Genomic DNA, 12,296 nt, shown 5'->3' with positions numbered 1-12,296 from the left:
GTGGGCGGACGGACGGGGTGATCAGGCGTGCAGGCGCGGGAGGACCCGGTCGAGCCGGCGGGGCAGCCACCAGTTCGCCCTGCCCATGAGGAACATGGCGGACGGCACGAGGATCAGACGGACCACCGTGGCGTCGACGATCACGCTGATCGCCAGCCCCAGGGCGAGCATCTTCACGACCACCGTCGGCGAGGAGGTGAAGGACAGGAACACCGCGGTCATGATGAAGGCCGCGGCGGAGATCACGCGGGCCGTCGCGGACAGTCCCTCCCCCACGGCGAGCCGGTTGTCACCGGTGCGATGCCAGGTTTCGGCGATCCGGGAGAGCAGGAAGATCTCGTAGTCCATGGACAGCCCGAAGACGATCGCGAACATCATCATCGGCACGTACGACTCGATCGGCACCGGCTCGGACAGTCCCAGCAGTGAGTCGCCCCAGCCCCATTGGAAGACGGCGACGAGGACGCCGTAGGACGCGGCCGTGGTGAGGAGGTTGAGGACGACGGCCTTGAGGGGGATCACCACGCTGCGGAAGACGGTCATGAGCAACAGGAAGGCGAGGACCAGGACGATGCCGATGACGATCGGCAGCCGCTCGCCGACCGTGTCGCGGAAGTCGGCCTGGCCGGCCACGGAGCCGGTGAGAGAGGCCGCGGCGCCCGTACCGTCGAGGGCCTTCGGCAGGGTTCGCCCGGAGAGGGTGTCCAGCAGGGCGCCGGTCGCGGCGTCCTGTGGACCCGTGGTCGGGGTGACCGTGGTGACGAGGATCTTTCCGTCGGCGCTCGCCCTGAGGGGGGTGAAGGACGCCACGCCGTGGGTGTCGTTCAGCGCCGCGGTCACGTCGTTCGAGATCCGGTCGACGGGCGTGCTCGCGTGGCTCACGTCGACCACGGTGACGACCGGGCCGTTCGCCCCCGCTCCGAAGCCCTGCCCGTCGGCGTGCGCGATCCAGTCGTACGCGGTGCGGGTGCTGCTGCCGGGTCGGTCCGCACCGGCGTCGACGTGGCCGAGGCGCATGGACAGCAGCGGTACGGAGCACACGCCGAGGACGGCGAGGCCGACGGCCAGGAAGGTCCACGGGCGCCGGGAGACGAGTTCGGCGTAGCGGTGCCAGCCGTCGCGGGCTCCCCCGCTCTCGGCGACGGGGCGGCGCAGCCGGAGCCGGTCGATGTGCCTGCCGACCAGGCCCAGGGCTGCCGGGACCAGGGTGAGGGCGGCAGCGGCGGTCACGATCACGGCGAGGGTGGCCGCCAGCCCTATCTTGCCGATGAAGCTCAGTCCGCACGCGTACAGGCTCAGCATGGCGACGGCCACGGTCAGGGCAGCGATGAGAACGGCGCGTCCGCTGGTGTGTGCCGTGCGGGCCGCGGCGTCGACCGGATCACGTCCGTCCATGAGGTCCTGGCGGAAGCGCGTCGTCAGGAACAAGGCGTAGTCGATGCCGACGCCCAGACCGATCATGCCGGCGAGCGTCGTGGCGGAGGTCGCGAACGACAGCGTGGCGGCGACGATGCCCACGACGCCGAGGCCGACTCCGACGCTGATCAGCGCGGTGGCGAGCGGCAGCAGCGCGGCGAGGACACTGCCGAAGGCCAGCAGCAGGATGACCAGGGCGGTGACGACGCCCACGCCCTCGCTCAGCTTGTCGTCGGCCGGTTCCCGGACCACCTGTTCGAGGTCGCCGCCGTAGGCGACGCCCAGCCCTGCCGCCCGGGCGGGCTCCGTCGCCGTGTCGAGTCGCCCGGTGTAGTCGTGGCCGAGGTTCTTCAGCTGCTCGTCGAAGGAGACGGTGGTGTACGCGGTGCGTCCGTCGTCGCTGGTCACGACTGCGGAAGCGGCGGTGACGTGGGGCAGGTCGCGCAGGTCGGCCAGGGTTCGGCCGAGGGCGGACCGCTGGTCCGCCACGGTGCCGGAGTCCGCGTGGAAGACGACCTTGCCGCTGGGCCGGCCCGCTTCGGGCATGGAGGCAGCCAGGAGGTCGGCCCCGGTGTGGGATGCGGTGCCGGGCAGGCTGACCTGGTCGCTGAAGGTGGGCGCGGCGAGGTGCCGCCCGACCAGGGCGGCGACGAGGACCAGCAGCCAGGCGGCGACCACCGTGGCCGGATGCCGGGCGCAGAAGCGGCCGAGGCGGCCGAGTCCGCCGGGTACCGGGTCGGGGTTCACCGGCGGACGCGCATCGGTGCGGGCGTCGGCCGGCGCCGTGGAGTGCTGTGAGGGTCGGGGCACCGTGGTCTCCAAGGAAAGTGTCACGAGTGACACGAACTCTAGAGAAGAAGTGGCACGTATGACAATTGGCAGACATGACACTTTGCGTCTGCGACAGCTCTCGCGTGACACGCGTGCCAATTGACAGTCACGACACCATGGCGGAGGCTTCGACCCATGCCGAGTGAGATCACCCCTGCTGGACTGCGTGAACGCAAGAAGGAGGAGACGCGGCGCCTGCTCCTCGAAGGGGCCGCACGCCTGTTCAAGGAACGCGGCTTCGAGGCCACGACGGTTGCGGACATCGCCGCATACGCGAACGTCTCCGCGCGCACGTTCTTCCGCTATTTCGACAGCAAGGAAGCACTGCTGCTGCCGGACGGCGTCGAGATCTTCGCCTACGTGGAGAACGCCCTGTCGGAGCGTCCGGCGGACGAGGAGCCTCTCGACGCGGTGTGCAACGCCCTGCTGGAGGCGGCCAAGCCGTTCGCGGCCTCCACCCTGACCGCCCTCAGCCACCCGCTCGAGGACATGGAAGTCGTCGTCACGGCCCGCCTGGTGCAGGCCTTCTCCGACTTCGAGGAGCGGCTCACCGTCCTGGTCCGGCGCAGACTGCCGCCGGACACCCCGGACGCCGATCTCAAGGCGGCCGTGATCGCCTGCGCCGCCCTCTCCGCGGTCCGTGCCGTCCTGCGGACCCGCCGGGCACGCCGCGCGTCCGGCATCACGGACACGGGCCCGGCGCCCCTCCTGCGGGCCTTCGGGATGCTGCGCGAGATCGGCTCCGCCGAGCGTCCGTGACGACGGGTGGAACGCCGAAGGAGGCGGTGGCCCACGCGACGGCCCGCGGCGCCGGGTGCGCCTCAGGCTCCCCGGCCGGTCATCACCTGTCCCCGTAGTCCTCCACCAGATTGCCGATGAGCGAGAGCAGGGCATCGGCGCGACGCCGGTCCTCCTGCTGGGCACGCAGAGCCTCGTGGATCTCCCGGAGCCGGGCCAGGGCGGCCGGTTCGCGGTCCTGCACTTCCTCGAGCAGCGGGTCGGTGATCAGGTCGAGGCAGGCACTGAACAGCCGGCGGGTGGCCGGGGACGGCGGGGCGGGGTCGGGGGCGGCGTAGGCGGTCGTCAGATAGCGCGCGGGATCGGTGAGGCTCCAGCCGACGACGGTGCCGTGCTGGACCAGGAGCGCCAGGTCCTGGGCGATGCCGATGCGGGCCTCCAGCGGTTCGTCGAGGACGTCGAGGTCACGCAGTGAGGTCAGTACGGCGTCCCCGGGCGCACGGCACAGCACCGAGGTCACCTCCAGACGGCAGTTCCGCTCCTCGTCCGCGCGCAGCCCGCCCGGGAGGACGGGGGGTGCGGAGAGGAGGCGGGCACAGTCCTCGGCGGAGGCGGACTCGTGCGGCAGCCGGAACTCGGCTCCGACCAGTTCCCGGCTCGCCCGGTCGAACCCGAGCGTGTCCGGGGTGTCCCACAGCCACTCCTGGCTGCCGAAGGTGTCCAGGAGGAAGCGCTCGCGTTCCTCCCGGCTCGTGTACGGCGCGAGGCGCACACCGGGGCCCAAGAAGTCGAAGGCCGGGGTGACGGACAGGGGTTCGCCCGTCACCGTCGCGGTCCAGTCGTCGTCGAGCGTGATCTTCATATCGTGCTGCCTCGTCATCTGATCTGCTCCGCCGGAGCCATGAAGCTGCCGTTCCTGCCCGGAATCCTGCCTCCCACGACATCCGCGTGGGTGATCGGCCCGCCGGGATCGGTAGGCAGACCGCCGAGCGCCTCCGCGCCGGACGTGCCCTTGATGCCCGAGGGACCGTACGCGGTGACGACGTTGCCCGCTCCGGCGCCGCCGCCCCGGGCGATCACGACGTCGTCGCCCTGACGGAAGATCAGGTTTCCGCTGCCCGCCGAGGAGTGGTACACCGCGTCCGGGTTCTTCAGGATCTCCAGCACGCGCTCGTCGGTGAACTCGTGCCGCGTGTCCGCGTGATAGCCGCCGTCCTTCCGCATCCGGCCGCCCTGCGCCCGCTCGATGACGTCGTCCGCGGTCTTGACGGCCTTCTCCCTGGCCTGCTGGGCCTTCTCCTCCTTCGTGTACTTGGGCATCAGGCCCAGCGGGTCGCACCCCGCGAACGGGTTGGCCACATAGCCGACGGGATTCGGAGCGGGGGCCAGACCCAGCGGGTCCGGGGAGGTGTAACGGCCGGTCTCCGGGTCGTAGTGCCGGAAGCAGTTGTAGTGGAGACCGGTCTCGGGGTCGTAGTACTGGCCGGGGAAGCGCAGCGGGGTATAGGCGCCACTGTCCCGGGACCAGGCCGTGGTGCCCCAGAGCGTGCTCCGGGTGCGCCAGGCGATGTCGCCCGTCTCGTCGATGAGTTCGGTCGGCGTGCCGACGAGGTCGGTGGCGATGGCGAAGAAGCGCCGGTCGACCTCCTCCTGCCTGGTGTCGGCCGTCAGGATGCGCTCTGTCTGGGCCAGGGGCACCACGTCCCGGTGGTCCCAGGTGAGAGCGACCGTGTGCGGGGCATCCGGCCGGTGGCTGGTCTGCTCGCACAGAGTGAGGCCGTCCCAGGTGAAACGGACCTCCTCGGCCACGCTCTCGCCGCCGTCCGCCAGGCGCTGCTTCGCGGTGCGCCGGCCGAGGGGGTCGTAGCGGTAGCGCCACCGGGTCCCGTCGGGGGTGGTGACGGAGGTGAGGCGGTTCTCCGTGTCCCACTCGTAGCGCCAGCTGTCGGGCTTTCGGGACAGCCGGGTCTTCTGTCGCAGGGTGACCCGGCCGAGGGCGTCGTGCTCGAAGCGGACACCTCCGGCGCGGGTGATGCTCGTGCCGCTGTAGACGCGCTCCCCCGTCGCCTCGCTGCCGGGGTGCCGGTCCGGCCAGGACGCCGACATCTGGTTACCGGCGTCGTCGTACGCGTACCGCTCCGTCCAGCCCTGGGCGTGTACGGCGGTGACCCGGCCCATCGGGTCCAGATCGAAGGTGCGGGTGCCGGCCAGCCGGTCCGCGACGGACAGCAGGTGCCCGTCGGCGCGATAGGCGTAGGCACGGCTGTTGACGGCCCGGGCCCCGGCGGTGACGTGCTGCGCGGCGAGCCGTCCCGCCTCGTCCCAGGCCGACGTCATGGTGAGCGCGTCCCCGAAGACGCGGGCCAGCTCGCGGCCGGCGGCGTCGTGGGTGAAATCGACCCGGCGGCCACCCGTGGTGAGGCGCAGGGGAAGCCCGTCGGAGGCGTAGGCGTAGGACGTGACATGGCCGGTGGGTGTCGTCCGGCGGACACGCCGCCCCAGGGCGTCGTAGGAATGGACCAGCGGTTGGCCGTCCACCAGCTCGGTCTTGACCTGGCCGCGGCGGTCGTACTGGTAGCGCAGTTCGCTGTCGGGTCCGACCGCCTCCAGGAGGCGGCCCGCCCGGTCGTACGCGTAGGTCGTCACCCGACCGTCGACGTTCTTGCGGAGCACCTGGCCGAGCGGGTCGCGCTCGAAGGAGATGGTCCCGCCGAGGGCGTCGGCCCGCTCGGTGAGCCGGCCCGCGGGGTCCACACGGTAGGTCAGGGTGCGCCCGTCGAAGTCGGTCTCGGACACGATGTTGCCGACCGCGTCGTACTCGTAACTCCACGTCAGACCCTGCGGGTTGGTGACCCTGGTGAGGCGCAGGTCGTTGTCGTGCTCGAACTCGTGGCGGCCGCCGTCGGGCCGGGTGGTGGCGAGCGGGAGGTCGAAGTGGGTGTACTCGTAGCTCGACACGCCGCCGGCGGCGTCGGTGTGGGTCAGGCAGTTGCCCTCGCCGTCGTAGGTCCATGACTCGGTGGCGCCGCCCGGGCCGGTGCGCCGGGCGAGCCACCCGTCCGCGTTCCAGTCGAGCCGGGTGGCCCCGCCCGTCGGGTCGGTGACGCGGACCGGGCGGCCGAGCCCGTTCCGCTCGGTGCGGGTGGTGGCGCCGGACGGGTCGGTCACCGCCACGACGAGCCCCGCCGCGTCGCACTCCACGCGGGTCGTGTCCCCGAGCGCGTCGGTGACGGAGGTGAGCCGGCCGGCGTCGTCGTAGGCGCAGTGGGTGGTGTGACCGGCCGGGTCGGTGACCGCCGTACGGTTGCCGCGCTCGTCGTACGTGTACGTCGTGCGGGCGCCGTCCGGTCCCACGACCTCCACCGGCAGGCCCGACGGCCCGCGCACGATGCGCAGTTCGGAGCCGTCCGGACGCACGACCGAGACCAGCCGCCCCTCCTCGTCGTAGGTCAGGCCGGTGGTGGCGCCGAGCGGGTCGGTACGGGACAGCAGGTTGCCGCTCTTGTCGTGGCGGAACCGGGTGGTGGCGCCGAGTGCGTCGGTCGTGGCGAGGATGTGGCAGCCCGGGCCGATCAGGTGCCGGGTGGCCCGGCCGTCGGCGGTGGTCAGGACGGTCGTCCGGTGGCCGGTCGTGGCGTCCGGTTCGGTGTACGCCAGGGTGATCTGGACGTGGCCGGCCTCGCCGCCCTCGGCGACGACCCGGTCCTGGTCGTCGTAGACGTAGTCGTAGCGGCGTCCGTTGGAGTCGATCCAGGCGACGACCCGGTGGCGGTCGTCGTAGCGGAAAGTGGTGGTTGCGCCGGACGGCCTGGTCACGGTGGTGAGGTCGCCGTCCACGTAGCCGTAGCCCATCAGTGGCAGATCCGCGCCGCCCTCTGCCGCGCCGGCCAGGGAGAGCGCGGTCACCCGGCCGTCGGCGGTGGTCAGCCTCACCTGGTGCCCCGCCGAGTGGACGAGGGCCAGCGGCAGCCCGTCCTCGGCCCGGTCGACGGTGATGTCGTGACCGTTGCGTTCGGTGATGCCGGACAGCCAGGCGGTTCCGTCACCGCCGGGTTCGGCGCCCGCCGGGGCGGCGAAGTGACGGACCACGCCCGAGTCGGGGTCGGTGAGCGCGTAGGCGCCGTCGGCGTCACGGGCGAGCACTGTACGGGCCCTGCCCGACCGTGGCCGGGTGGGATCGCCGGGTACCGGATGCGGATAGGTGACCAGCAGGCCGTCGGCGGTGACATGGACGACGCCGATCGCGTCGATCGCCAGCCGCTCGTCGACCGTGGACGACCAGGACGGGCCCAGGAAGCGGCCGGTCGCCAGGCCGGACTCGGTGCGGCGGGTGAAGACCAGCGGCAGGATGCCGGGGATCTCGACATCGGTCTGGGGCAGGAACATCCGGCCCGTGGCGAGGTCCACCGGGTCGGAGCCGTCGGTGGTGCGCTCACCGTCCGGACGGCGGTGCGCCCCGTCCTCGGCGTCGTCCACCAACTTGCGCACCCGGGACGCGTCGGAGGCATCCTCGGCCAGGCGCGCGCCCTTCACCGCGGCCCCGCCGCCGTCGGTGGCCACGGTCAGCACCAGGTCGGGGATCAGCCGGCCGACGCCCTCGGACGGGTCCTTCATGAAGTCCTTGACCATCTGGGTGCCGGCGCCCACGGGGTCGTTGGCAGCCACCACCAGGCCCGCGGCCAGGCTGTTGAGGGACGTCGCGTACTCGGCCGGGTGCGTGAGGTTGTACGGGTCCATGGGGTCGACACTGCGGACGAAGTTCACGATGCCGGCCGTGCCCTTGATGAGACCGCCGGCGACGTGGTCCTGCATGATCTGCACTTCCTCGTACCCGTCGCGCAGCTGCTCGGAGTACGACGGCTTCTTCGGCGCCATGTCGCGGGCGGCGCGGACCGCGGAACTCGCGGTCTCCGCCGCCGAGTTCCGCTGCTTGCGGGCCTCGGCGAGGATGTCCTGAGCCTCCTTCATCAGCGTCTTGCCGGGGTCGTCGAAGGTCTGTGCGGGCTTGGGAGGGAGCGAGGCCGGGTCGCGCTTGTCCGCGGGCTGTGCGTTGTAGCGGTCGACGGCGCTGTTGTAGTCGTCGACCTTCTTGCGGTGGGCGTCGGCAGCGTCCTCGGACGCCTTGACCCCCTCCTTCCACTTGTCGATCGCCGTCTGCGCCCGTCCCTGCGCCCAGGTGACGGTGTCGGCGAACGACTCGAGCGCGCCGACCGCCTTCGCGCAGGAGTCGGCGGCGTTGTACCACTTCGGCGGCTGGGTGCTCACCGCGGTGCGCAGCGCGTCGGCCGCCTCGCCCTTGAGCCGGGACGAGTCGAGGCCCTTGAGGCCGTCGCCGGTGTCGTCGAACGACGACTGGAAGGCGCGGAGCTTCCCGGCGATGGAATTGATCTTGCTCGGGCTGCCGTAGATCAGCTTGGTCTTGTCCTCGGTCTGCCCGAGGTCCATCTCGTCGACCTCGGCGCCCAGCCGGTTGGCGACCGAACGGGACTGCTCGCGCACCCAGTCGGCGCCGGACTTCCAGCCGACGTCCTGCAACCGGTCGGCGGTCCAGTTGCCCGCGTCCTCGACCCGGTCGCCCACCCACTCGACGCCGTCCTCGACCGCGTCCTCGACCGAGTCGGGCGTGATGTCGCTGATGAAGTCGCCGATACCCACTGTCAGTTCCCCCCGGAATCACCCTGCTGTTGCTGCTGCGCGCGCTCCTGCGGCGACGGCCCGAAGGTGTCGTCCAGCGCCTTGTTCCACTGGTCGTCGGACACGCCCGCGACCTGGTTGAGCATCTGCGACTGCAGGCCGCCCTGCCCCTCGGTGAGAACGGAGCGGCCGGTGTCCTTCCACGTCTGCGACATGTCGTGACCGGCCTTCTCGAACGACTCGGGGCTCCAGTCCGGGTGCAGATAGTCCGGCGTGAAGATGTCGCCCCAGCCCTGCTTGGCGATCTCCTCCTCACTGGCGTGCGGGTTCCCGCCGAACACGGAGTTGGCGCCCACCTTGAGCGAGCCCGCGATGTACTGGTCGTTCTCCCACTGGGTGCCCGCCGCCAGGCCGAGCCGGTTCGCGATCTCGCTGGCGTCCCGCACCAGGGCGCGCACGCCCCACTCCCAGCGCTCGCAGAAGTCCTCGAAGTCGACCGAGAGGCCGTGGTGTCCGGCCTCCATCCCGGTCATCGCCAGCTCGGAGAAGCCCTTTCCCATCACCGAACCGGTGGCGCCGCCGAGTTCACCGAGCTGGTCGATGGTCGCACCGACGCCCTGGGTGAACTTGGCGACGGATTCCTTGTCGAGCTGCAGGTCCGCTCCGTCGCCGCTCACGGTCGCACCTCTCCCGCCCGACCGGTGTCGACGGCGACCTCGTCCGCGACGATGCCGACGACCGGCGGGAAGAACATCGACCCGTCCTCGGTGGCGATGTCGACGGCGAGGCCGGCCGGCTCGCCCAGGGCGGGCACGATCTCGTCCACGATGCGCGCACCGAGCAGCGCCGCGTAGTCCATGGGCTGATCACCGGGCCCGTGGTACAGCGCGAACCGGGCCAGCGCGGCCTCGTCGGTGAACCCGCAGATCCACCGCACCCCGCCCGAAGGCACCGACCAGAGGCCTCCGCCGGCCACCGGCACCAGAAGGACCGAGCGCCGCATCTCGCCGACGAGCGCACGGGGATCGTCGTCACCCCTTCTCCGCTCGGCTATGCGCTGGGCGAGCGCCGTCCGCGGCTGCTGCACGATTCCTCCCCGGTCGTAGGTGACTGATGGCACCGTAGATCAGGACGCGCGTGCGGGTGCTGATGGTTCTCGTGGGGGCTCGCCGGGGCCGGTCACCGTCACGAGCGCAGGGCCGGGCGAGGGCGGAGCGCTGCCGCAGCCGCGGGAGCCGGTCCCGTGCCGCGCGGTGAAGCCTGTGGCGTCTGCGGTCTGACGCGCCGTCGCCGGTTCAGGGCTGGGCTCGGGCGACGAGCAGCGCGACGTCGTCCTCGCCGCCGGGCGAGCGCAGGATCTCCAGGATGCGGTCGCAGGTGTCTTCCAGATCCTGGCCGCGTGTCGCGGTGAGTGCGTCGAGGAGGGTGTTCAGGCGGGCGTCGATGGGTTCGCTCCGGGTCTCGACCAGGCCGTCGGTGTAGAGGGCCAGTTCGTCGCCGGGGCGGAAGGCGATGGTGGTGGCCTCGAAGGGCACCCCGCCGACGCCCAGCGGTGCGCCGGTGGGAAGGTCGAGCAGCTCTGCCGCGTGGCCGACGCGCATCAGGACCGGGGGAAGGTGGCCGGCGAGGCAGATCTCGCACTGGCCCCGGTGCGGGTCGTAGACGCAGTAGATGCAGGTCGTGATGGTCTGCTCGACACCTTCGGTCAGGTGATCGAGGTGGCGCAGGGCCTCGGCGGGGGCGAGGGCGACCTCGGCGAAGGCGCGGGCGGCGCTGCGGAGTTGCCCCATGGTGGCGGCGGCGTTGATGCCGCTGCCCATGACGTCGCCGACGACCAGGGCGGTCCTGTCGCCCTGGCAGGGGATGGCGTCGTACCAGTCGCCGCCGACCTCGCTCATGGCGCCGGCGGGCTGGTAGCGGCAGGCGACCGTCAGGCCGGGCAGGTGTGCTGGGGGTTCGGGAAGCATGCTGCGCTGGAGGGTGAGGGCCGCATGGCGCTGGGCCTGGTATCCGCGCGCGTTGTCGATGCAGACCGCGGCCCGGGCCGCCAGCTCCCGGGCGAGGAACGCGTCGTCCTCGTCGAAGGGTGCGGGGTTCCGGGTGCGCTTGAGGTCGAGAGCGCCGAGGACTTCACCCCGGGCCATGAGCGGTACCGCCAGGTAGGAGTGCACGCCGGCCTCCGCGAGGAGGGCGGCGGCCGCACCGTCCCGGGCGATGCGCGCGAGATCCCGAGGAGCGGTGCGGGGGACCAGAACCGGCTGACGGGTGCGCACGCACTGGGTGATCAGACGGTCGTCGTCGTAGGAGGCGAGTTCCCCCGGGGGGTCCGCCGCCGGGACCGCCTCGGCGGAGTGGGCCGCCCTGACGGCCAGGGCGCGGAAGAGGGCCGGACCCTCGTGTGACGTGGTCCGGCCGTCAAGGGCGCTGTCGAGTATGTCCACGGCTGCCACATCGGCCAGGACCGGTACGACGACGTCGGCGAGCTCGCGCGCTGTCGTCTCCAGATCGAGGGTGGTGCCCACGCAGGCGGAAGCCCGGGCGATAAGGGCCAGCCGCTGCCGGGCCTGTGCCGCCTCCGCGGCAGCCCGATAACGCTCGGTGACGTCGATGACGGAGTAGGCCAGGCCCAGCACCCGCCCGCCGGAGTCCTCCAGCCGGTAGTACGAGACCGACCAGGCATGCTCGTGGTCGGGGTCACCGGGGGGACGGCAGACGATGTCCCGGTCCACGACCGACTCACCCGTCTCCAGGACCCGGCGCAGCCGTACCGCGGGGTCCGTGTCCAGGTAGGTCAGGACCTCGCCGGCCCGCCTGCCGAGACGCTCGGAGGCGGACTGTCCGGTGATGCGTTCGAGAGCGGGATTCACGGCGAGGTACCGCAGGTCCGGGTCCAGAATGGCCAGCCCGATCGGGGACTGGGACACCAGACGCACGGCCAGTGCTGCATCGCGCTCGACCCGCTCGACGGTCGCCTGGTCCGCGGCGAGACCCAGGGCGTAGACCTCGCCGAGGTCGTCCAGCAGCCGCATGTTGCGGAACTCCACGAGGCGGGTGCTGCCGTCCTTGTGCCGGATCGGGAAGGCCCCGGCCCAGTCGGTGCCGGACACCATGACCTCGGCGAACAGCTTGATCACCTCGTCCTGCTGCTCCTCGTGGACCGTCAGCCGAGCCGCGTTCCGGCCCAGCGCCTCCGCCGCGGTGTAGCCGAACAGCTCCTCGGCCTTCGGGCTCCAGAAGACCACCTGGCCCTTCGCATTCAGCACCACGGCGGCGACGCCGAGCAGGTCGAGCAGGCCACTGGGCGGCCCGGCACGGCCGGCCACCGGCCGGTCGTCGCCTGCTCTGGAAGCGTCCGTCGTGCCCATGCCTCATGTTCCTTCCGGCTCGGCTCCTTGGCTCGTGCCGTACCGGCGGGCGTTCTGTCTTCGTCCATGGTCGACCCGGACCGGGGCAGCGCACACCTCGTGGCTGCCGCCGGCGTGCCGTCGCGTGGTCTGGCGGTTCGGTGGCGGCGCTCCACGTCACCTTCGGTGACCGGCTGCGGACACTCGGGGGGCTCCGACCGGCAGCGGCAACCGGAGCCGGCACCGAAAAGGGCCGCGCGACACCAGCCCTGCTGTTGGTGCGGATACCCAGCATCGTCGCCGCCGTGCTGATCGGCGGCGCACTTTCGGCGC

7 protein-coding genes are annotated in these 12,296 nt (G+C 71.8%); 1 reads left to right on the top strand and 6 read right to left on the bottom strand.

The features are described 5' to 3' along the window. Positions 1-21: 21 nt before the first annotated feature. Positions 22-2,226 (bottom strand): MMPL family transporter, encoded by a 2,205-nt coding sequence (locus FB157_RS38745; protein ID WP_261386811.1) that lies wholly within the window; start codon positions 2,224-2,226, stop codon positions 22-24. A gap of 156 nt (positions 2,227-2,382) precedes the next feature. Here FB157_RS38745 and FB157_RS38740 point away from each other — a divergent pair, with 156 nt between their 5' ends. Beyond that, entirely contained in the window at positions 2,383-3,006 is a 624-nt protein-coding gene (locus FB157_RS38740) for a TetR/AcrR family transcriptional regulator (RefSeq protein WP_145885418.1), read from the top strand. Positions 3,007-3,088: 82 nt separating this feature from the next. Here the strand turns inward: FB157_RS38740 and FB157_RS38735 are convergent, their stop codons facing one another. From FB157_RS38735 to FB157_RS38715, 5 genes are all read right to left on the bottom strand, one after another. Further along, the gene (locus tag FB157_RS38735; protein WP_261386810.1) at positions 3,089-3,865 is read right to left on the bottom strand and encodes a hypothetical protein; all 777 of its coding nucleotides are present in this window, start codon (positions 3,863-3,865) and stop codon (positions 3,089-3,091) included. After that, on the bottom strand, positions 3,862-8,640 hold the full coding sequence (locus tag FB157_RS38730; RefSeq protein WP_145885417.1) for a putative T7SS-secreted protein: 4,779 nt from the start codon (positions 8,638-8,640) through the stop codon (positions 3,862-3,864). Before FB157_RS38730 ends, FB157_RS38735 begins: the two co-directional genes overlap by 4 nt. 2 nt (positions 8,641-8,642) lie before the next feature. After that, complete coding sequence (locus FB157_RS38725) at positions 8,643-9,296, bottom strand: hypothetical protein (RefSeq protein WP_145885416.1); 654 nt, start codon at positions 9,294-9,296, stop codon at positions 8,643-8,645. Continuing rightward, positions 9,293-9,706, bottom strand: coding sequence for a hypothetical protein (locus tag FB157_RS38720; protein WP_186581883.1), 414 nt, complete (start codon positions 9,704-9,706; stop codon positions 9,293-9,295). Before FB157_RS38720 ends, FB157_RS38725 begins: the two co-directional genes overlap by 4 nt. Positions 9,707-9,914: 208 nt before the next feature. Further along, entirely contained in the window at positions 9,915-11,984 is a 2,070-nt protein-coding gene (locus tag FB157_RS38715; RefSeq protein ID WP_145885415.1) for a SpoIIE family protein phosphatase, read from the bottom strand. Positions 11,985-12,296 lie beyond the last annotated feature (312 nt).

Origin of the sequence: Streptomyces sp. BK340 (assembly GCF_007827595.1) — a bacterium.
Taxonomy (GTDB): Bacteria; Actinomycetota; Actinomycetes; order Streptomycetales; family Streptomycetaceae; genus Streptomyces.
Note: the sequence above shows the minus strand (reverse complement) of the source record. Positions and strands in the feature narration are given on the sequence as shown.

Bases quoted from the DNA above. Each gene is read 5' to 3' on its own strand.
- FB157_RS38740 (WP_145885418.1), top strand. From the start codon at position 2,383: ATGCCGAGTGAGATCACCCCTGCTGGACTGCGTGAACGCAAGAAGGAG.
- FB157_RS38735 (WP_261386810.1), bottom strand. From the start codon at position 3,865: ATGACGAGGCAGCACGATATGAAGATCACGCTCGACGACGACTGGACC.
- FB157_RS38715 (WP_145885415.1), bottom strand. From the start codon at position 11,984: ATGGGCACGACGGACGCTTCCAGAGCAGGCGACGACCGGCCGGTGGCC.